The sequence below is a fragment of the Candidatus Gillettellia adelgis genome (assembly GCA_020541285.1).
Taxonomy (GTDB): Bacteria; Pseudomonadota; Gammaproteobacteria; order Enterobacterales; family Enterobacteriaceae; genus Gillettellia; species Gillettellia adelgis.
In genome coordinates, this window is the sequence record CP047043.1 from 843,426 (window position 1) to 867,053 (window position 23,628).

The window sequence follows — 23,628 nt, forward strand, 5'->3', positions numbered from 1 at the left end:
TTGTTAACACAGTTGTAATATGAGGTCATACCTTGAGTGACATGGCGAAAAACCTAATTCTCTGGTTAGTCATCGCAGTATTATCGATGTCCGTATTCCAGGGTTTTGGATCTAGTAAATCGAATGGTCGTGGGGTAGATTATTCTACCTTTATGTCTGAACTGACGCAGGATCAAGTGCGCGAAGCGCGAATTAATGGACGTGAGATTAACGTTACCAAAAAAGATAGCAGTAAATATAAAACTTATATCCCTGTTAACGATCCACAGTTGCTAGATACGTTGTTAACTAAAAATGTGAAAGTTATTGGTGAGCCGCCTGAAGAACCAAGTCTATTAGCCTCAATTTTTATTTCTTGGTTTCCGATGCTATTATTGATTGGAGTTTGGATCTTCTTCATGCGTCAAATGCAAGGCGGTGATGGTAAGGGCGCACTGTCCTTTGGCAAAAGTAAAGCTCGCATGCTTACTGAAGATCAAGTCAAGACTACTTTTACTGATGTTGCTGGTTGTGATGAAGCAAAAGAAGAAGTCAGCGAACTAGTCGAATACCTGCGCGAGCCGCACCGTTTCCAAAAACTAGGCGGAAAGATCCCTAAAGGCGTACTCATGATTGGTCCACCAGGCACGGGTAAAACGCTGTTAGCAAAAGCAATCTCTGGTGAAGCAAGAGTCCCGTTCTTTGCAATTTCTGGTTCTGATTTTGTAGAAATGTTTGTAGGTGTAGGGGCGTCGCGTGTACGTGATATGTTTGAGCAAGCTAAAAAAGCTGCACCTTGCATTATCTTTATCGATGAAATCGATGCTGTAGGTCGTCAGAGAGGCGCCGGTCTTGGTGGTGGCCACGACGAACGCGAGCAAACTTTAAACCAAATGTTAGTTGAGATGGATGGTTTTGAAGGCAATGAAGGTATTATCGTGATTGCAGCAACTAACCGTCCTGATGTGCTGGATCCAGCACTGCTACGACCAGGCCGTTTTGACCGACAGGTAGTTGTTGGCCTGCCAGATGTACGTGGTCGCGAGCAAATCCTAAAAGTTCATATGCGCCGGGTCCCATTGAATTCTGACGTTAATACCTCTGTCATTGCCCGTGGTACACCAGGTTTTTCTGGTGCTGACTTAGCTAATCTAATTAACGAAGCGGCACTATTCGCGGCCCGTAGCAACAAACGTGTTGTATCAATGATGGAGTTTGAAAAAGCTAAAGATAAAATCATGATGGGTTCAGAACGTCGTTCTATGGTAATGACAGAAGCACAGAAAGAATCTACAGCATATCATGAGGCAGGTCATGCTATTATTGGTCGACTGGTACCTGAACATGATCCAGTGCATAAAGTTACTATTATCCCTCGCGGCCGTGCACTCGGCGTGACTTTCTTTCTACCAGAAGGAGATGTAATCAGCGCTAGTCGTCAAAAGTTAGAGAGTCAAATATCTACACTTTACGGTGGTCGTCTGGCAGAAGAAATTATTTATGGATCTAGAAATGTATCTACTGGCGCGTCAAACGACATTAAAATAGCAACTTCTATCGCCCGAAATATGGTGACTCAATGGGGATTCTCTGATAAATTGGGACCACTGTTATATGCAGAAGAAGATGGTGAAGTATTCCTTGGACGTTCTGTTGCAAAAGCAAAACACATGTCAGATGACACAGCACGTATTATCGATCAGGAAGTAAAATGTTTAATCGAAAAAAACTACGTGCGCGCTCGTTCGCTTTTAATGGAAAACATAGATATCCTACATTCAATGAAAGACGCACTAATGAAGTATGAAACCATTGATGCACCTCAGATCGATGATCTCATGAATCACCAAGACGTACGTTTGCCAGCGGGTTGGGAAGATGCTAATCAGGGTAATACAGATAATACTGAGACTACTGATGATACACTAAAAACATCGACGCCATTAGAGGAATCACCCACACCAAGTACAGGTAATAATCCTGTTTAAAAACCCGATATTTAACCATAAAATACCCTAAGTAATTGAATTGACAGATTGCTTAAAACACAGTAAATTCTAAGCGAAAAAAATGAATACACATATTGCATACAGAGATATTAGATATTTGGAGTCAAGTAGGAAGGCCGATATATCGTCAAGTCATGCGTTGCCCCTATCACATTGTAGTTATTTTCTATATTGATGGCACAGTTATCGATATCTACTAGCGGCCTTTCCCTCTCCTACGAGGCCGCTGTAATTTTTGTTAAAAATTTTTATGTAAAGTACTCGGAATTTTCTTTCTAGTATTGATCATCGTACTCAGTAGGTTTGCCTTGTTATGGTTAACATAACACTTCCTATTGTATAGGATATCACTATGCAATTCATTGTGTACCATATAAGATTCAATCTTCCCGATCTATAAATGATAGATATCCTCGACGTAACGATAGATCTATGTTTTTGATAATCGTTATGATTACTTAACTAATCTAGTAATTTTTTATGCGTATGAGCTATTTCCGTGGGTACTGCTTGAATTAATGTAGTAGGCACATCCACTATGTCCGAAACAACTGCAAAGGTCAGAGAAAAAACTACGCAGGTAGTACAAATAATAGATGCGCTCGTACAGCGTGTCAAAATGTTTATCCCGATGAATATGCTTAAAACAGGAGACATTCATGAGTCAGCAAGGAGAGGAGTGCACTTGATTGATAACAGCTGATTCTTTTAAACACTTAGTACATTGACTGCTATCGCTGATAGCGGAAAATTAGCAAGTTTGCTATATAGCAGAAACCACTTTACACTATACACAAGCACCGCATTACAAGACTCTCATTACTAGTTTAAAATTTTTTCTTAAGCGTAAAATTAAGCACTGTTGTGATCTTGGGATAACAAATCAGAATTTTCTACTTAATGCAGACTGTGAGCTTGGTAAAATCTCACGCCTAACTATCAACTTATTGCACAATTATCAAATTTTACTACTTCGATCGAATAATATTAGTAGGTATGTCATGAAACATTGACTAAATATTCACTAAGCATATCTTTTAACCAATGCGTCATGGGTCGCAGTGCCTGCACTGTAATGATTGTAACATAAGGCATACAGATTATAATAGTGCATGATATTACAAAAACTATCGAAGCGATGAAGATCATTAAAACAACATTTGCAGCTAAGGCAGAGGGATATCAAGGGAATGAGAGAGCGCAAATATTTCGGAACTGATGGTATTCGTGGGAAGGTTGGTAAAAATCCAATCACACCAGACTTCATATTAAAACTAGGTTGGGCAGCCGGAAAAGTACTATCCAGACACGGCTCTCGAAAAATCATTATGGGAAAAGATACTCGAATTTCCGGTTATATGTTAGAGTCTGCACTAGAAGCTGGATTAGCGGCTGCAGGACTGTCTACTTCCTTCACCGGTCCAATGCCGACGCCCGCAGTAGCTTACTTAACGCGCACCTTTCGAGCAGAAGCCGGTATTGTAATTTCTGCTTCACATAACCCATTTTATGACAACGGCATTAAGTTTTTCTCAATTAATGGAGAAAAATTGCCAGATTACGTTGAAGATGCAATTGAAGCTGAAATCGACCAACCATTAACTTGCATGGAATCTTCTAAGTTAGGCAAAGCTAGTCGCATGATAGACGCCGCTGGCCGTTATATCGAATTCTGTAAAGGTACTTTTCCTAGCAAACTAAATCTGCAAGGGTTGAAAATTGTGATCGATTGCGCCAATGGCGCTACCTACCACATTGCACCAAATGTATTTCGTGAACTAGGTGCCACAGTGATTGCTATAGGCATAACACCGGATGGCATGAATATTAATAAAAATTGTGGTGCAACTAACATCCGCCAATTACAGCGTTGGGTTCTAAAGGAGAATGCGCATGTTGGATTAGCGTTTGACGGTGATGGTGACCGCGTGATCATGGTGGATCATTTGGGAAATAAGGTTGACGGCGATCAGATCCTATATATTATTGTTTGCGAAGAACGACGTCAAAGCCAGTTACATGGTGGTGCTGTCGGTACACTGATGAGCAATATGGGATTAGAATTAGCCCTTAAGAAATTTGGGATCCCATTTGCACGGGCAAAAGTAGGTGATCGATACGTTTTAGAAAAATTACAAGAACTAGACTGGCGAATTGGTGCAGAAAATTCCGGGCATGTAATCTTGCTAGAAAAAACAACTACCGGTGATGGTATCATAGCTGGGTTGCAAGTTTTAAGTGCAATGGTTAGTAATCATATGAGTTTATGTGATCTTTATAGAGGTATACAGCTGTTGCCGCAAGTTTTAATTAATGTGCATCTTTCGGAAAACAACAATCCTTTAGAGTCTACTAAAGTGCGTAAAATAACTCAACAAGTTAAGACTGAGTTAGCCGATCGAGGGCGTGTATTATTAAGAAGATCAGGAACAGAAACAGTGGTCCGCGTCATGGTAGAAGGTGAAAATGCACAGCAAGTAACCGCATTAGCACAGCGTATTGCTGACGCAGTAAAAGCGGCTGATGCTCAGGATCACTAATTATTATTTTTCTATAAACGTATTAATGCTAGTAAATGACTCTTGCGTGATTAAAGGGATTTAGTTAGTATTTATATTTGTTCAATTAAGCAGTGTGTAAAAATATCTATTAATGTTTTTAGGAAGTTTTAAAATAAATATAGTATAAAAAGTTGCAAAGACATGGATACAACTATGTACGAAGTTCTTTTAATAATCTTTTTATTGATATCAATCGGGCTAGTGACCTTAATTACTTTACAGCAAGGTAAGGGCGCTGATACTAACGCCTCTTTTGGCGCAAGTGCCTCTAATATATTCCTTGGTTCGAATGGTTATGGTAACGGTATTACTCGCATAACTACGGTGTTAGCGATGTTATTTTTTATAATTAGCTTGATTTTAAGCAACCGTAGTAGTCATCAAAATCAAAAAAACAGTGAATGGGATCATTTGAGTCACCCAAGACAGTCTGAGAGCGCCACCATACCATCAGCGCTATCCGTTCCTCCAAACAAGGGTATTCCGCAGTAAGAAGAAAAGCTTTAAATAATAATTATATCTAAAAACGCAACGATAGTTGGTAGTCAAATAATACCGAGGTGGTGAAATTGGTAGACACGCTACCTTGAGGTGGTAGTGCCGTAATAGGCTTATGGGTTCAAGTCCCATCCTCGGTACCAACTCTAAGAGAGAACTTGCAATTTTTTAATTTTTATTTTATATTCTGTACGATTGTAGACGTGGGATACAGCGGATTTTAGGTGGTAACATTCATAATCCAGGAGTCGTCAGTTTAAATCTGACTTCTCATAAACACCTGTTTTATAGGTATGTATATACAAATAGACTACAAAAAATAATATGCGATATTCTCGCAATACTTTTTTAAAAACACATTAATTTTAAATTACGCTGAAATCGCTGCACAAAAATAAGATCTAGCTATATAAAGCCTCGATTTTTGAGGCTTTATATTATTTTACAATAGCCTCACTAAGTTATAAATTTTATGCATGTCTTAAAATCGCAGTTAATCTGTACTAATTTATCAGTTGAGTAAAACGCTATGGATACTATCAGAAGAGTTAAGTTTTCAGGAATGGAATATTTATGCGAACCAATCTGCGCACTGTATCTATATTTATAGCAAACGTGTCATTAATGTGATCGTCATATTGATATTAACTACAAAATCAAAATTATATTAGATGTTGCAGAATTAATCAAAGTAGCTTACAACTTGGAAAGACTCTCCTCTGGTCTTAGTGGCTCAGCGTTTATCAAAAAAACTACACATGTTTCTTGGTGAAAAATCAGCCAAGCTTTTCGTGTAGCGGTATAGAATCGCTCAAGGTAGCAAGGTATTATCAAGTTTGTTGAGGAATAATAATCACAATTACTGTGTATAGAACAGATGACATATGTGCACTAAGAAATATCCAAAAAAACAAACCTGATACCCCACTATTAACGTTTTAATAAGGCGATTAAGTATGAATAAAGAGATCCTAGCTGTTGTTGAAGCGGTGTCTAATGAAAAATCTCTTCCACGTGAGAAGATTTTCGAAGCGTTAGAAATCGCTTTAGCTACTGCTACCAAAAAAAAATATACGCAAGAAATAGACGTCTTTGTTAACATTAATCGAAAAACCGGCGATTTTAATACTTTTCGTCGTTGGGTTATCGTTGATGACGTAATGCAACCTACACGTGAAATTACACTAGAGGCAGCACAATACGAAGAACCTGGCACTGAGTTGGGCGAGTATATAGAAGATCAGATCGAATCCGTCACTTTTGACCGTATTACCACTCAAATCGCTAAACAAGTTATTGTTCAAAAAGTGCGCGAAGCTGAGCGTGCAATGATAGTAGAGGCGTTTCGTAAACACGAAGGTGAAATAGTAACCGGCGTAGTGAAAAAAGTAAATCGTGATAGCATTTCACTTGATCTAGGTAGTAACGCTGAAGCAGTCATTAGCCGTGAAGACATGTTGCTGCGCGAAAACTTCCGACCTGGTGATCGAATCCGGGGTGTATTATATATCGTCCGTCCAGAATCCCGCGGCGCTCAATTATTCGTTAGTCGATCTAGTCCAGAAATGTTGAAAGAGTTATTCCGTATTGAAGTACCAGAAATTGGCGAAGAAGTGATTGAGATTAAAGCAGCAGCTAGGGATCCTAGTTCTCGTGCAAAAATCGCAGTAAAAACTAATGATAAGCGTATTGACCCAGTCGGCGCCTGCGTGGGTATGCGTGGTGCACGCGTGCAGGCCGTTTCAAACGAGCTCAGTGGCGAACGTATTGATATTATCTTATGGGATGATAATCCCGCACAATTTGTTATCAACGCCATGGCTCCGGCAGACGTTACCTCAATTGTAGTAGATGAAAATAATTTCACCATGGATATTGCCGTTGAACCTAGTAACTTAGCACAAGCAATCGGCCGTAATGGCCAAAATGTACGTTTGGCTTCTCAGTTATTAAAACAACATTGCAATGATGACCGTTGGGAACTCAATATAATGACCACCGATGCTTTACAAGCCAAGCACCAGGCCGAAGAAAATGCTGCTATTGATATGTTTACTAAGCATCTTGATATCGATGAGCATTATGCTACCGTTTTAGTTCAAGCAGGTTTGTCAAGCCTAGAAGAAATAGCCTATGTACCCATTAAAGAGCTATTGGAAATTAACAATCTAGATACAACGACAGTTAAAGCATTACGCGAGCGTGCTAAAGCTGTCTTGACTACTTTAGCCCTGGCTGAAGAAGAAAGTCTAGGCAGTCAGAAGCCTTCTGCAGACTTACTTAACCTGCCAGGTCTCCAACGTAGTATAGCTTTAAGGCTTGCCGAGTATGGAATTGGTACACTGGAAGAGCTTGCTGAACAAGGCATCGATGACCTGGCTAATATCAAAGAACTTAGCGATCAGAAAGCCGGTGAATTGATCATGGCTGCACGTAATATCTGTTGGTTTGGCGACAATCCATAATAAACTGTAGCAGGAAGGAAAAGCATGACAATAGATGTAACCGTAACATCGCTGGCAGAAGAAATTCAGACTTCAGTTGATCGCCTAGTACAGCAGTTTGCTAATGCAGGGATCCATAAGTCTATGTCAGATTCTGTAACTCAACAAGAAAAAGAAACTTTGCTAACGTACTTAAACCATAAACACGGTAGTACATTAAGCAAACTCACGTTGCAACGCAAAATACGCAGCACCTTAAATGTTCCCAGCACTGGCGGAAAAAGTAAATTTATACAACTTGAAGTGAGAAAAAAACGCACCTATATTAATCGCAGTACACAAGAAACTCAAACGGTAGTCACGGAAACGCAACAGCATCATGCTGCAACAGAACATGTGGCTGAAGAGAAAGTTCCATATGAGACTACAAAAAATACCAAGGATATTGTAGCACGTACAGAGATAGCGACTAATCAGTATGCTCGCGTAATCATTAAGACATCTCAAGCAGAAAAATCTCGTTGGGCAACTGAAACAGCTGCACTTAAACGTAAATCGGAAGAAGAAGTACTAAGAAAGGTTAAAGAAGAAGCCAAGCGCGTAGCAGAAGAAGCACGCCGTATGGCTGAAGAAAACCGTGAGAAATGGGCTGAAGCTGAAGCAGCTAGTGCTGTAGTTGAAAAAGCAGATTACCATATAACCACGTCTCAGCATGCCAGAGCAGCTGAAGATGAAAACGATGCTAAAGTTGAAAGCGATCGACGCAACCGCAATCGCAGTAGTAAAATAACTAAAAAAAAGAAAGGTAATAAGCTGTTTGAATCTAAAGCAGATCGTGAAGAAGCCCGTGCTGTAATGCGTAGCGGAAAAAGCAAGAAAAAACCGAGTAGTTTGCAACAATCTTTCAATAAACCAGCTCAAGTAATTAATCGTGACGTCATTATTAGCAATACTATTACCGTGGCTGAATTAGCTAATAAAATGGCAGTGAAAAGCTCTCAAGTTATAAAAATTATGATGCAATTGGGTACAATAACCACTATCAATCAGATTATCGATCAAGATACCGCACAATTGGTAGCTGAAGAAATGGGCCATAAAGTCATCCTACGTCGTGCAAATGAGTTAGAAGAGGCGTTGATGAGTGATCGTGATACCGGTGATTTAGCGGAATCACGTGCACCAGTAGTGACTATCATGGGTCATGTTGATCATGGTAAAACTTCAGTATTAGACTACATTCGCTCTACTAGAGTAGCAGCGAGTGAAGTTGGCGGTATTACCCAACACATCGGTGCTTACCACGTGGAAACGAATCATGGCATGATTACTTTCCTTGATACTCCAGGCCATGCAGCCTTTACTTCTATGCGAGCTCGTGGTACACAAGTAACTGATATTGTAGTACTCGTGGTTGCTGCTGATGATGCTGTAATGCCACAAACGATCGAAGCTATTCAGCACGCGAAAGCGGCAAAGGTACCCTTAGTAATTGCAGTAAATAAAATAGATAAACCAGCAGCCGATGCAGAACGCGTCAAAAAAGAACTATCCCAGCACGGCGTAATGCCAGAAGAGTGGGGAGGTGAAGTACAAATTGTCCATGTTTCTGCAAAATCTGGTATCGGTATTAACGCATTACTGCATGCAATCCTATTACAGGCTGAACTCCTCGAGCTAAAAGCTGTTCGCAATGGAATGGCCAGCGGTGTGGTGATCGAATCTTTCCTAGACAAAGGCCGTGGCCCTGTGGCAACTATCCTAATTCAGGAAGGCACACTAAATAAGGGTGACATTGTACTGTGTGGTTTTGAATACGGCCGAGTACGTGCGATGCGCAATGAGCGAGGCCATGATGTGATGTCTGCTGGCCCATCTATACCAGTAGAAATCCTTGGTTTATCTGGGATTCCATTAGCGGGTGATGCAGCTAATGTCGTACGTGATGAGAAAAAAGCACGTGAAGTGGCGTTATATCGTCAAGGACAGTTCCGCGAAGTTAAACTTGCGCGTCAACAACAATCTAAATTAGAAAATCTATTCTCTAGTATGAATAGAGGAGAACAATCTGAACTGAATATTGTGTTAAAATCTGATGTACAAGGTACTTGTGAAGCCATCATAAACGCGTTACTTAAGCTGTCTACCAATGAAGTAAAGGTAAATATTATAGGCTCCGGTGTAGGGAGCATCACTGAGACTGATGCTATGCTGGCAGCTTCCTGCAATGCTATTATGGTAGGCTTTAACGTTCGTGCTGACGCCTCTTCTCGACGCATCATTGAAGAAGAAGGCCTTAGTTTACACTATTATTCAGTAATCTATACCTTAATTGATGAAGTAAAAAAAGCAATGAGCGGCATGCTGGCACCTGAGTATAAACAACAGATTACTGGATCGGCTGTAGTACGCAACGTTTTTATATCACCTAAATTTGGTGCTATCGCCGGTTGCATAGTTGCTGACGGAATAATTAAGCGTCATAATCCTATTCGTATTTTGCGTAATCAGATAGTTATCTATGAAGGTAAAATAGAATCCCTACGTCGATTTAAGGATGACGTTAGTGAAGTACGTAATAGCATAGAATGTGGTATTAGCATGAAGAATTATAATGATATATGTGTTGGTGATACAATTGAAGTATTTGAAATGATTGAAATTCAACGTACCTTGACTTAATAACTGTATGTTTCTGATTACGCAACAGAACTTAAATAATCGCAAGCAGGTAATGCATTAGAGCTATAAAATATAAACCGTTAAACCAACTGGGGTTAGCAAAGAATATCGACAAAAATGAGTTAAAGTAGTTTAGATACTATCTATTAATAAAAAAATCTTTGCGCCCCAATTTAACTTAAGAATTTTAAATGACAAAAGAGTTTAACCGCCGCAGTCAACGCGTTGAAAAAGAAATGCAAAAAAAAATTGCAATGATTTTACAATATGAAATCAACGATCCTCGTATTAGCATTGCTACGGTATCTAGGATAAAAATTTCCCGTGACCTAACCTACGCTAAAATTTATATTACCTTTTTAAACTTATTAGCTGAACAGCATGATCTAGATCTGATCAACAATAGCCTTAAAATATTGCAGGACGCTTCCAGCTATATTCGTGCCATCCTAAGCAAAACTATGCGTTTGCGCATAATACCAGAGCTAACTTTCGCCTATGACAACTCACTTGTAGAAGGTATACGAATCTCCAAACTTATAGATAATGCTATAAACCATGATGTAGAACCCTATTGCGTATTAATGAGCGATACTAAGAAAAACTCATGAGTCGCCCTCGTCGCTATGGTCGTGATATTCACGGTATACTATTATTAGATAAACCAGAAGGATTGTCATCGAACAGTGCTTTACAGAAAGTAAAACAGCTATATAATGCCAATCATGCGGGTCATACTGGCACTCTTGATCCTCTAGCAACTGGAATGCTTCCGATCTGTTTCGGAGAAGCAACGAAGTTCTCACGTTTTTTACTGAATTCCAATAAACTCTATAGAGTAATTGCTAAACTAGGTCAACGTACCGATACTTCTGATGCGACTGGTCAAGTAGTGAAACACCGTCCAGTACACTTCACCTCAACGCAACTAAATGCAGCACTAAATAAATTCCGTGGCAACCTTCAGCAAATACCATCAATGTACTCAGCACTCAAGTATCAAGGAAAAAAACTCTATGAATATGCTCGAAAAGGGATCAATGTGCCACGTAAATCGCGTCATATTACCGTTTATCAATTACAGATTATTCATTGGGAACAAGATACACTAGAGTTAGAAATTTATTGCTCAAAAGGTACCTATATTCGTACGATCATTGATGATCTTGGAGAGCTACTAGGCTGTGGTGCACATGTAAGTTACCTGCGTCGCCTGCACGTAACACCTTATCCAACTGAACGTATGGTAACGCTGCAACACCTACAAGCTTTATTGGAACAAGCACAGGCCCAAACGATTGCGCTAAATAAATTAATTGATCCATTGCTCATACCGATAGATAGTGTAGTTAATCACTACCCAGAAATAAATTTATCATCTAGCGTAGCTAGCAACATTAAACAAGGCCGAATAGTGCAGGTTATTACTATGCCAACTCCTGGTATAGTACGAATTACGGAAGGTAAAGAACGCAACTTTATTGGGATAGGTGTAGTTGCACACAATGGTCTTCTAGCACCGCAGCGCCTAGTCATAAATTATAAAAGTACTCTAAATTAACTATCTAAATTGAATGTTATGCTGACCTGATATCCTTAGAAACTTATATAATTAAATAAACTGTATTATTATAAAATTTCTTATTTATAACTACAAAACTATATTTGACGTGAGGTATTAAGAAAAGTGAAAGCAACTGCATTATAGCGTTCTATAATCAAGGAGATGCAATCATATAAAAGCTATTTTTTAATTCACAAAAACTAATATTCCATTTAATAACTTTAACTATGCGTTCTTTATTAGACTACTCGAGCTCAAGATATTATCGGACACCTGCAGAATAACAGCTCTCTCTAGACAATAGAGATTAAATAATTTTAATTATTAAAACTTTTGGTATACTAAAACATACCAAAATAGCATAAAATCTTTATATAAATCTATATAAAAGGAGATAAAAATCACCGGCCAATGCTATTCATTAGCTTTCTTAATATAATATTTAAAATAAAAAACCGCATATAGCAAAATGCTAGGCTATAGACATAAAAAGTTTAAAATAAGGACGAACCATCAGCGTATATATAATCAGTAAGATAAGGATAAACCTCACAATAAGAAAAATAACCTTTAATGATTACATATGTAACAGTAAAATATGTGTATTGATACGAACACGGAATGTTAATCTAATAAAGAAAAACCATCTATCTTCTTTGATGCAAAGATTATTTCATGCTCACTCATATGCAGTAGAAAATAATCATAAGTATTTTTTTAATATCTTTTCTCTTATAGTGCAAGTATAAAAGTAATTATAAAGCCATTAAAAGATACACATAAAAACGAAAAAATCGCGATTAACTTTTTTAAAATGTATAGGAAATAGTCTAGTCCTTTTCTTGACATGTTATTGTCAATTAATAACAACCATTATATAAACTTAATTTAAATTGTTATATGCTAAAGAATATAGTAAAATTTGCAGAAATACAGCACTCAGGTAGGCAATGAGTCGGGAACATCAATAAATAGTACATTCACTAAAAATCTTACATTATAGATAACCTGCAATGTTCCTAATATAATTACTAATTAAGCAACTCAAGTAAGAAAAGCAATGCAGTATCAATAACTTATGTTAGAATAAATCTATTACTTATAATTCATTGTGTATAATTTAGAACATTAAAAAATAAAACGCATTTAGCACTTTATTTTTATCGTTTTTGTTTATTTATAATACTATCCTTTATCATGAATAATTTATTGTTAGTAAATATCTATGTGATAACTATCATTTAGTAGATAGTTTGTTAGTTAGATAATTGAATATTACTAAGTGATTTTCTGATACATTAGCGTTGCAATATCACTCTAAGATACCAGACTCGTGCGTGACTCACCAAATATAACTTCCAAGAACAAGTCTTAACGTATATGAACGTTAACAAGCCAGAAAGTCGTAAAGTATCGCAAACAGGGTATTAAGCACTATAAACCTATTTATTTTGCTAGGTAAATTTTACACAATACTACTGATAATTTTTTTAAAGCTCTACTAAATAACAAGTCAATTAATTTTGTGATTATCTTACTTTAAACTCTAAAAGCAACTACATCTTCTTAATGGACTTTGTGTATGCCATAGCGTACAGGCTAAAACCTCTTTTAACTTATAAAAGCATTAAAAACCAACTACATATCGATGCTATGATTATTTATCAGTATATTGTATGTAATAAACGTTCACTGATACCCGTTTAGTAAAATCTACTACAGCAATATTTTTAATATGTAATACGTCAGTTATATGTCTATTTAGACAACTAAGCAGAAAAACAGAATAAACATCAAGCTTTCTCACTCTCTGATATCTGCTTAGCGCTGAATAGCGCGAATGCTGAATAGCGCGAATATAGATCGATGAATCTGAATCAGATCATTCTGTAGATACAATATATACAAATAATACTACGTATTAGTATTTGTTATACTGAATGTTGTATATAAAGCCGCGGTTTATAACAGGTGTAATGACACACTAAAACTAACCTTTGCAGTCGAAACAGCATACTTCTTTTAAAGATTTTGATGGCTACCCTACCAATTAAAGTGTTCACTATTATTGCAAAATTTGACACGGCAAAATTAATCTATCATTAATCTTATATGCATAAATCAGCAGAGACAATTCTAAAAAAATACCTATCATACTATGACATTAAAGTGATCCAGCGATTTTAATGATCTATATATAAAAAATTCAATACTCCATTTTATCGTTATGCTATACATTTAATATTTGTCTGAAGAATTATTATTAATAGCATTACCAGACTTATTAGTCTATATACTATATATATTGTTTAAATACTCCCTGAATCTACGCTTAAATTGCAATAATTTTGCAAATATCGTATTTATTATCATTTATATTGCTGCAGGCAGTATGCCGATAACTAGATAGAGAAAAAAGTAAAAAAACACAGGTGATAACCAGTGAACCAGTCTGAGTGCATAAGTAAGCAACACGCAAACCATGCAAACAAAATAAAAGATTAGATCTGATAGAATTGCATTCTACTTTTATACAGTGACATAAGATTTTAGTATAGCTGCTTTACTGAAATCTTTACGGAAAAGTGCCGTTCTGCTTATCTCACGCCAGTACTAAACTTATTTACTCTTACATACAACCTTAAAGTTTTTTAAATATCTTTTAATTCTTAATATCCTAAAGCAATTAAAAAACATCTATACAAAAATACTGGTACATTCTATACGATCATCGCATAATAATAAATGCACTACCACTAGGTAACCGCTAAGATAATAACTAGATAGAGAGATTATATAAAACTATAAACAATAGTACCTATGGTAAAATTGCATGCGTTTTTTACTTCAAAAAGTTAGCTAAATCGCAATATGAATGAACTCTTGAAGATTGCAATAAAGATGGGTGATAGTTTACTGTTCATCGCATATATATTCTAGATGCATAGGATGACTGTATCATGGAAGTTCAATAGATCTATAGCATTTATGCACGTACAACTAAACGCTTTATTTAAGAATCTTAGATCTTTCCATAAAGAAATTCTGTTATATATTAACTGTGTTCTTATATCAGATGAATATTTAATAAACATTAAAATTAAGTTATTTCTAGCGTCTAAATTTAGAGGTGTTGTTTAATACCATGAATCTCTATTTTGTTACCTTATTTATTCAGATGGTAACTATCTCTGATTCTTTAGAACAACGATTCTAATACATTATTGTATCTTAAAAATATTAGATATTTCACTATTTATAAAACAACTTTGACTGCTTAGTAAATTCGCAAGAAATGCTTTATAAAATAGTTTATACATTTTATGATTCTATCATGATAGAATGAATGATAGAATTTTTATTTTTTATAATCAGTATCTAGTATGTTTGTGCGCAATGATATACTAATCTTTAAAAAACTTACAAAGGACGCACAACCTAAGTAATTATGTTAACCATTTGCATCTTTTTTAGAAAGTAATACGATACCTGTTGTTAAGTTATGTAATGTTTATCGCAATTCCTGTGATAAAAGTGTGATCTTTTCCTTTTCTTACCTAGGTGTGCAACTTATCCTCATAAAAACAAGTGTAAGTCAATCAAGAATGTAATTTAACCTAACAGTACATATTACTCTGCTTCGCCCATCGTTTTTAGTTTTCTAGACAATTCGCGACGCTCTTTTGATAAATCAGCATTTTTTATGATATAATCATCAATGCGTTCTTCATAGTCACCACGCATATTAGCGATAATAGCCTGAATGTCGTTAACATTTATATTCATGCCAGACTTAATATATTCACTCAGATTTTTAAGTAACAGTACACGCTTTTGATTATCACGTACCTTCTTTTCGTTATCAATAATTTCGCGTTGCAATTTATTTTTTCGTCGAAACAGACGTACAAATTCTAAGACTGTTTGAAAACTTGGTTTATTTATATTATCCATATTTATACCTTTAATCGAAGTATATACTAAAAAATCTTAATATGTGCTTCTTCTTACAAAGTGCGTGAATTAAATGATTATACGTATTTCTATACCTTTTATATAATATAGTAAACATAGATTTTCTTGGTTTAAAACCAATGAACCAAGAGTTATATTTATAATTACCTAGAAAGATATTTAAATTTTACCTAACTTAATGTATTGCATTGGATATAATAATAATTTTAAACCTTTACATATGTATTTTATCTATTCACTGATATTGCTCTCTTCACTGAATTACTTACGGAAAAGTCATTGCAATACATTGATATAAATAATTATTTTATCCAGATACGTTTGATACGGCACCAATAATCTTTTATTATACAAAATCTCTTGGTGTATTCCTAAAGAATAAATCTATCTAATTGCCATTACGATAGTTACCTAGTGGTAGTGCATTTGTTATTATGCGATGATCGTATAGAATGTACCAGTATTTTTGTATAGATGTTTTTTAATTGCTTTAGGATATTAAGAATTAAAAGATATTTAAAAAACTTTAAGGTTGTATGTAAGAGTAAATAAGTTTAGTACTGGCGTGAGATAAGCAGAACGGCACTTTTCCGTAAAGATTTCAGTAAAGCAGCTATACTAAAATCTTATGTCACTGTATAAAAGTAGAATGCAATTCTATCAGATCTAATCTTTTATTTTGTTTGCATGGTTTGCGTGTTGCTTACTTATGCACTCAGACTGGTTCACTGGTTATCACCTGTGTTTTTTTACTTTTTTCTCTATCTAGTTATCGGCATACTGCCTGCAGCAATATAAATGATAATAAACACGATATTTGCAAAATTATTGCAATTTAAGCGTAGATTCAGGGAGTATTTAAACAATATATATAGTATATAGACTAATAAGTCTGGTAATGCGATTAATAATAATTCTTCAGACAAATATTAAATGTATAGCATAACGATAAAATGGAGTATTGAATTTTTTATATATAGATCACTAAAATTACTTAGTAACCTTAATATCAAAAATAACGATAAATATTCCTTAAAATCCTACCTTATTCATATAAACTATTGTATCCAACAATTTATAGGTATGCATTAACAAATACAGTAGTAAACCACCTATAAATATTAGATTAGGCTAACCACTAAGTTTAAATAGTTATTTGAAGCACGTAAATATATTTATCAGTAATCACGGGCTACTGTAAAACTAATAAATCAATTACACTGTCGTCTAGGACGTATGGTCATTTGATACGAAAATCAATGTATATTTTATTAATTTAAAACAACGGGAAACGACATTTTTCCTTACCAGTACTATAGTCAACCTGAAGTCAATTCTGAAGAATCCTGAAGACATTCTATATAATGTCTTGTGATCTTTGATTATGTGTGATGCTGTCTGCAGATGCATTAGATAAAGCTAAGTAGACCCAAAGGAATACTCACTATTCCAATTGTAGTAAGACAAAACTAATACATCTGCAACGCACAGTATCACCGACATACCTACTTAAGCTGTGAGTAAGTAGTTAAATAACTTTGATACTGAGCATGATAACTATGACAATCATATATTTACAAAATTAAAAATCAACTCGCTGATCTTTCTTGCATATAAACGATCATTGTTTTAACGTTGCACCAAAACTGATTATAAATTAATCAGTTTACGTAGCTCTGTTTTATTGATTTTACCTGATCATTCGAGTATGTAGAATAAATCAAATTCTTTTATTAATGTTAATCGCTTATATAATAACACTATCTAATGACGCCTATAAGATTACGGTTACTGTCATTATAAACATAATAAAAAACGTTCCACTCAAATAGATAAAGTCGCTAAGGAGGGAGTCAATAAACTATAATGTTATATTATAATATATAACAACGAAGAAACACAAAAAATAAAAAGACAGTTAAAATAACTTAACAAAACTGATTATATATCATATATATAATGTAATTAAACTAGATAATGCTAATAACAGTAGCTCATTAATACTAAATTAGACAATAGCATTATACGATATATCTACAGTCTTTTAGACATAGACATTAAATATAGCAATATAATCGCTCAATGTAACGATGCAAAATACTTGATTTTTACATCCCTCTAGAAAATTAAAAAATAGACAACAATTGAAAACCCTAAAACTCAACGGAAAATTTATTTATTAGTCAATCTTTACATAGTGTTATGTTTTAGCTTATCTTATTAACTGTTATACGTGGATGCTGCTATCCCAGCATCCCTAATATTTCTGAGTATATTATACCATGCAGTTTTTTTACCATAAATGTCAGTAGTAACATGCTAGTTAATTCAGCTAAAAACATGCTTGATATAATCACCATCATTGTCGACAAACGAACTAAAGCACCATATGTCTCTCTACCTAATAGTTACTCAGATATTTACTTTTTAAACTACATCAAATTCCTTGAATACATCCTCACTATCTGTATGGTAAAATGTTTAATATATAGTTGGCAATGCTGATGATATACGGACTTGCTTCGACTGTTCTCGAGATTAGACGCTATTAATTTAGATCTTATATGTCCTCGACATATATATTAATCTAACTGTATATAATGTAGGAATTCTCTTGTCTCACGCTAAAAAAACAACTAATCTGATAAACTCACTTCCTGTGTCTATTGATTTTTAATAACTCGTATTGAAATCATTCATCCTGTATGGCAATACACAAAATAATATTTAGCAGCAAACCATAGGGGCTTGCTCATGCAGCACGCAGATCTATTCTATTGATACGTCGTGTTATCGAGACACGAATAATATTCGCACTAAAACCACATCCGATACATTAATGATGTATACTACAAAAAAGACATATTCGTTTTATATTGGCATACTAATCATTCTCGACGAACCTCATCATGGCTCAAGGTACTCTTTATATTATTTCCGCACCTAGTGGAACAGGTAAATCAAGTCTAATTCAGGCTTTGTTAAAAACAAACCCTCTGTATTCTATGAAAGTTTCTATCTCATATACCACGCGAACTAGTCGTCCAGGTGAGAATCATGGCGAGCATTATTTTTTCGTCTCACACGACGAATTCCATCAAATGATTATACAAGATGCATTTCTTGAGCATGCTAAAGTATTTGGGAACTATTATGGTACTTCTCGTGCTATCATTACACAAATGTTATCAACTGGTGTAGATGTATTCCTAGATATTGACTGGCAGGGTGCGAAAAAAATCCGAAGTAATATGCCACAGGCCCGTAGTATCTTTATACTACCACCTTCGAGAGAAGAATTAAGTTGCCGCCTTCGCGGTCGTAAGCAAGATACCGAAGAGGTAATCGCCGGACGCATGAATCAATCTTTATCTGAACTGATACATTACACAGAGTATGATTATTTAATTTTGAACGATAATTTTGATACAGCATTATCTGATTTAAAAACTATTATTCACGCCGAACGCCTGCGTTTAAATCATCAATTATTATGGAATGATACGTTAATTAGTAAACTACTACTAGACTAAAAATAGTTTTAGTATTATATTTCCTATATTTATTACCTATGGAGTAAAATATGGCACGTGTCACTGTTCAAGAAGCAGTCGAAAAAATTGGTAATCGTTTTGACCTAGTATTAGTTGCTGCTCGTCGGGCACGTCAAATTCAAACAGGTGGAAAAAATACATTAGTTCCCAACGAAAATGATAAGTATACCGTTATTGCACTACGTGAGATTGAAAAAGGTTTAATTACTACCCAAATTCTAGATTTATATGCACGTCAAGAACAAAAAGAACAGGTAATTATTGAGAATCAAAACGATTAACATAATATCTAAAGATCATTGTTAATTACACTAATCATGTTTCTGGTATCGGCTACTGAATCTATAACTGCTTATTCAACTTTATCTACCTAAAGCGGAGATAAGACTTCTTAAACAGGCCTACTCGTTGCGCGCGATGTTTATTCACAGCCAACACGTCTCAGTGTAGTGAGACTATCAGGCTCACCTAGTTACGATAGTTCTTAGGTTCTACCAAAATTTGTCTTGACCATGAAACACCAATGACTGCTTTACCACCTGATATTTTCGCAGATACCCTACCGTAATATTAAGAGATGAAATAGCTCTTTTCATAATGTTACCGAGATTGTTGAAAACGTTATAAAGCTTGAAGCGCTAACATTTCAAGATAAGAAAGAAGCGCAAGTTAAAAACTTCTTCAAGATGAGCATAGCGATTATTGAGGATATACGTGTTTTACTAGTTAAGCTAGTCTAAACGTATGTATAAGACATGTACTCTTAGATTATTTCAATCTGAAAACAGATACGTTGCACGCCAAACGTTATAGATCTACAGTCCGTTGGCGCGTCAATTCAGTATTCACTATTTACAAACCAAGCTAGTAGGCTTTAAGTCTTCCAGCAATCTGTGTTAATCGCGATCTCATAATTTAAAAGATAGCAAAACCCGCAAAAGTCATCATAAAAAGACGCTAAACATCCCGATGTTAAAGAACAATTAACTAAAGTAGATATTTTGTTATATTATCAGATGAAAATATCTAGATTCCATCTACCTTCATACATCTTAAAAACAATGTTTACATTCAATTATAGATATCTATAAGTTTCGAGTGACTCTAAAAGATAGATATCTACTACAACGTGCTCAGGTAAGTTCATGACTTATAAAAAACGATAGCCTATGCGCTTTTAAAGCTATCTCTCCATTCTAATACCAATAGTTACTGCCATACATGACTGATCGACCTTTATCGTATACTGATTAAGGTGTAAATTCAGACTGAAAAGATGAATCATATGGCTACAGTGAAAGTTTCTGCATACTGGCTTATAAAAAAATACAAAAAATTAGCACTACAACATAAATCCGGGCATAATATTGGATGAAAAACCCGACGAATCTAAATAAAACATACTAGTAATATAGTTAAATGTATTGGGAGTGTAAATTCTCGTCTATACTCAGAAAATATACGTTTTCACCTTCACAAACCATATCATCGAATTACTCTTTTGGGCTATACTAATTGATTGTTCACGCGCAGTATATATGATTTTGACCGTTCCTCTATGGAAACTCGCAAATTCTTAAGATATGTCGCGTTATCACAATCACAAACTAGTAGTCAGATAGTAGAGTCACCCTTCTAACACAAACGTGATCAAATCCTGACCAAATCACTTGCATTCTTAGCTTAAAAGTACGCGGAAAACCGCCAAATGCTGCACCACTTCTTCAAGCACAATAATTCTATTAACCTCTATCTAATCTACTAAATTATATATTAAATAATGGTTATAAGCTGACCGAGTTTCCCCAAGAAACTAATCTAAAACAAGGAAAAGCACATCACGCTTAAAATACTAAATAATTTTTCTAACAGATACCCTCCCCTATGCAATGTTATAAAACAGGCAACTAAAACTATTAACCTAATCTCTATGACTCTATTATCCTAGTGTTCGCGAGCTATCTATGCTGACGTCAAACTAAACAAAGAACTATTAATTCGCCATACATACTATTACAGTACTATGAATCACCAAAACAACTTGCGTAATGTATGCCAGTTAAGTGGAGGTAGGAGATCGATTAAAAATTTCTTGCTGAGATTAAAATTGATACATATACTAATTAAAAAAAGAAACTGCTGCACTTATAACTGTTATACATACATCCTTGTCTGATATAAAACATCTAAATACCAAGCACACAGACCATTGAATGTATAGCATTTTTATTTATACACTATTATAAATCCTGTGCATTTAACACATATTACACGTAAACCCATATTATTCTAAATATTATAAAAGTTTACCGAAATCAAATTAATGCTTACAAGTTACCACGGTATGTTCAGATGAGTGGAATATACCACGTGACAGATGCCGCTCATAATATTTCGTATAACACACGCATGTACACGAGCAAACAATATCTCTGGCGTTACTCTCGTTGCTATAGATATCTAATTACACATTTAAACTGGCAGATCTCAGTGAAGATTTTATGCTTCGCTAAAACTTTTAGATGCTTGTACTCATTAAAATGGCTTTTTTATCAAAAAGCCTCATTGCAATTACAATTCTATTAACTAAAATCGTCAATAAAATACAGAGCATGACAACTCTTATGTCTAAGATGTTATAATAGGAGCATATACAATGATATAACAGTTATATTGCTTACGTCGGAAGGGTAAGGAAATCTGATGAATAACTTAGGGTCTGTAGTTATCTGAGGTTTCTATAAAACAGAGTATCAGTTACTTACTAGCTCATAAAGGTGAGTCTAAAATATAGGTTCTAATAACTATATGAACTTGCTACAGTACTTAGAGTTAAATAGTTATCTAAAAAGTTTTAACCATGCAGATCATTTTTAAGTAAATTTATTAAGTATGATTATAACGCTTTATTATTTTAGGTGAAACTTAATAACTGCAGCATAAAAGCTTCCATTATATCCAAAAAAATCTGATATCGCATATCGCTACAACACGCAAATATAAAATATCTATAGAAACATAGAAAACACTCAATAAGACAAACATATAGATAGTACTGATGAAATGGTATTAGTTTTATGTAATGTAGCAGTACAACCGGTATACTATGACGCAATACTTACTAAAAAGCAGACGGTAAAGATTAGAGAGAGTGTTTTTTGAAAATAAAGACGCGCTAAATCTAAGTAATATACACATAGCTGAAGTTTATTAAGCGATTGATAGTCGTTGTATTCTCAATCATACAGTGCTTATTCATCATGCTTTATGATATTTACTTAACGATGTAAAGCGTATATAATCTCTTATGCGATCGAGCATCAATAAGTAGAACTAGTAAAATTAAGCAATAACATACATACTATACCTTATCCTCTGCCTTCCAACAACAAAATATAACACTAATAAAATTTGTTAAAATTACACATAAAACTGAACCATAAGTATAACTTGATTTTATCAAGTACATCCCATTGGAAATGTCATACGCTTTTTGACACAGTATTGTTCAATGTAACTTCAAGGTATTACATAAGATACATAATACATTATAGATAATACAGAACATTAGATTGAGTGAATCTCCTGCAATAAACTAAAATAACCTTTATAAAAATTCACATTAAGATGTTTCAACAGCCAACATTGCTCTCGAAATCTTTTCTACTTGACATGCAGTCAAGTAAATTTGAAGGAATTTATCTGAAAATTTCGAAAAATCGAACACCATTATTACGTAAATCTAATACATATCGAGTTATATATATCTAAGATTGTTATAGTAGCTCTAATCTAGTGTGTTATTAAATTTTGAAGAATAAAAAAATCCTAGATTTTACCAGTTAAATATCTCTTTATTTGAATTGGAGTGCATTTCCTGATATACAGATAGCTATCAACGATTTGGTTGCCTAGCTAGGCCAACCAATACGTAGAATTAATCTGTCGATATGAGGTTATTACGAGTTGTATGATATATAATAAAAGTTATTTTAATGCTTTACTCTTTTATTCAAGCCTTACCTGACTGGTATATTTAATATCTTAAAGGATTTACCTGATAACGCAATTAGCTAGCCACTTCCATGCGTAGTGAATCTTATAATAATGATATTATTTGGTATTTTACCTTATATTTATTTATTATAAAAACAAAATATAGTTCTAATATTAAGAAAACACTCACTGTTTAGTATTGCACTTCCCTTTGCAAAATTTATTGCTTCTGTTGTAACCCTGTTCTAATCTATTTAGAAATTCATTATAATTTCTACGATGTTACCTGTTTATCCGTCCTTTCTCGACATGAAAGCTACTTACTTAATTTAATAACTGAATAGTTAATATTTATGGGCTCAAATG

At 34.8% G+C, this 23,628-nt stretch carries 11 protein-coding genes, 1 tRNA gene and 2 pseudogenes; 13 read left to right on the forward strand and 1 reads right to left on the reverse strand.

The genetic code is table 11. The features are described 5' to 3' along the window. Positions 1-41 precede the first annotated feature (41 nt). The 10 genes and pseudogenes from ftsH to truB all read left to right on the forward strand — a co-directional run bounded on the left by ftsH (position 42) and on the right by truB (position 11,734). The gene (gene ftsH, locus GIY03_RS01855) at positions 42-1,967 is read left to right on the forward strand and encodes an ATP-dependent zinc metalloprotease FtsH (protein ID WP_457913452.1); all 1,926 of its coding nucleotides are present in this window, start codon (positions 42-44) and stop codon (positions 1,965-1,967) included. Positions 1,968-2,526: 559 nt separating this feature from the next. Beyond that, positions 2,527-2,691 carry a hypothetical protein gene (locus GIY03_RS01860; protein ID WP_457913453.1) on the forward strand — a complete coding sequence of 55 codons (165 nt, stop codon included), beginning with the start codon at positions 2,527-2,529 and terminating at the stop codon, positions 2,689-2,691. 487 nt (positions 2,692-3,178) lie between these two features. Next, complete coding sequence (gene glmM, locus GIY03_RS01865) at positions 3,179-4,528, forward strand: phosphoglucosamine mutase (RefSeq protein WP_457913454.1); 1,350 nt, start codon at positions 3,179-3,181, stop codon at positions 4,526-4,528. A gap of 174 nt (positions 4,529-4,702) precedes the next feature. Next, positions 4,703-5,041: a preprotein translocase subunit SecG gene (secG, locus tag GIY03_RS01870; RefSeq protein WP_457913455.1), complete on the forward strand. Its 339-nt coding sequence runs from the start codon at positions 4,703-4,705 to the stop codon at positions 5,039-5,041. 62 nt (positions 5,042-5,103) lie between these two features. Next, positions 5,104-5,190 (forward strand) — tRNA-Leu (locus GIY03_RS01875). 813 nt (positions 5,191-6,003) lie between these two features. Next, on the forward strand, positions 6,004-7,512 hold the full coding sequence (nusA, locus tag GIY03_RS01880) for a transcription termination factor NusA (protein ID WP_457913456.1): 1,509 nt from the start codon (positions 6,004-6,006) through the stop codon (positions 7,510-7,512). 24 nt (positions 7,513-7,536) lie between these two features. Continuing rightward, positions 7,537-7,824 (forward strand): annotated as a pseudogene (locus tag GIY03_RS01885) (translation initiation factor IF-2 associated domain-containing protein); the annotation flags it as partial. A 126-nt stretch (positions 7,825-7,950) separates the two neighbouring features. Continuing rightward, positions 7,951-10,173 (forward strand): annotated as a pseudogene (gene infB, locus GIY03_RS01890) (translation initiation factor IF-2); the annotation flags it as partial. Between the two features lie 191 nt (positions 10,174-10,364). Then, entirely contained in the window at positions 10,365-10,784 is a 420-nt protein-coding gene (gene rbfA, locus GIY03_RS01895) for a 30S ribosome-binding factor RbfA (protein WP_457913457.1), read from the forward strand. Beyond that, positions 10,781-11,734 carry a tRNA pseudouridine(55) synthase TruB gene (gene truB, locus GIY03_RS01900; RefSeq protein WP_457913458.1) on the forward strand — a complete coding sequence of 318 codons (954 nt, stop codon included), beginning with the start codon at positions 10,781-10,783 and terminating at the stop codon, positions 11,732-11,734. The genes rbfA and truB overlap by 4 nt, the downstream gene beginning before the upstream one ends. A gap of 3,633 nt (positions 11,735-15,367) precedes the next feature. Here truB and tmaR read toward each other — a convergent pair. Continuing rightward, a complete protein-coding gene (gene tmaR / locus GIY03_RS01905; protein ID WP_457913459.1) occupies positions 15,368-15,691 on the reverse strand; it encodes a PTS system regulator TmaR in 324 nt (107 codons plus the stop codon). Between the two features lie 2,930 nt (positions 15,692-18,621). Here tmaR and gmk point away from each other — a divergent pair. The 3 genes from gmk to GIY03_RS01920 all read left to right on the forward strand — a co-directional run bounded on the left by gmk (position 18,622) and on the right by GIY03_RS01920 (position 20,006). Continuing rightward, the gene (gene gmk / locus GIY03_RS01910; protein ID WP_457913460.1) at positions 18,622-19,245 is read left to right on the forward strand and encodes a guanylate kinase; all 624 of its coding nucleotides are present in this window, start codon (positions 18,622-18,624) and stop codon (positions 19,243-19,245) included. A 50-nt stretch (positions 19,246-19,295) separates the two neighbouring features. After that, complete coding sequence (gene rpoZ / locus GIY03_RS01915) at positions 19,296-19,547, forward strand: DNA-directed RNA polymerase subunit omega (protein ID WP_457913461.1); 252 nt, start codon at positions 19,296-19,298, stop codon at positions 19,545-19,547. A gap of 327 nt (positions 19,548-19,874) precedes the next feature. Beyond that, positions 19,875-20,006: a hypothetical protein gene (locus GIY03_RS01920; RefSeq protein WP_457913972.1), complete on the forward strand. Its 132-nt coding sequence runs from the start codon at positions 19,875-19,877 to the stop codon at positions 20,004-20,006. Positions 20,007-23,628 lie beyond the last annotated feature (3,622 nt).

Bases quoted from the DNA above. Each gene is read 5' to 3' on its own strand.
- ftsH (WP_457913452.1), top strand. From the start codon at position 42: ATGGCGAAAAACCTAATTCTCTGGTTAGTCATCGCAGTATTATCGATG.
- GIY03_RS01860 (WP_457913453.1), top strand. From the start codon at position 2,527: ATGTCCGAAACAACTGCAAAGGTCAGAGAAAAAACTACGCAGGTAGTA.
- glmM (WP_457913454.1), top strand. From the start codon at position 3,179: ATGAGAGAGCGCAAATATTTCGGAACTGATGGTATTCGTGGGAAGGTT.
- secG (WP_457913455.1), top strand. From the start codon at position 4,703: ATGTACGAAGTTCTTTTAATAATCTTTTTATTGATATCAATCGGGCTA.
- nusA (WP_457913456.1), top strand. From the start codon at position 6,004: ATGAATAAAGAGATCCTAGCTGTTGTTGAAGCGGTGTCTAATGAAAAA.
- rbfA (WP_457913457.1), top strand. From the start codon at position 10,365: ATGACAAAAGAGTTTAACCGCCGCAGTCAACGCGTTGAAAAAGAAATG.
- truB (WP_457913458.1), top strand. From the start codon at position 10,781: ATGAGTCGCCCTCGTCGCTATGGTCGTGATATTCACGGTATACTATTA.
- tmaR (WP_457913459.1), bottom strand. From the start codon at position 15,691: ATGGATAATATAAATAAACCAAGTTTTCAAACAGTCTTAGAATTTGTA.
- gmk (WP_457913460.1), top strand. From the start codon at position 18,622: ATGGCTCAAGGTACTCTTTATATTATTTCCGCACCTAGTGGAACAGGT.
- rpoZ (WP_457913461.1), top strand. From the start codon at position 19,296: ATGGCACGTGTCACTGTTCAAGAAGCAGTCGAAAAAATTGGTAATCGT.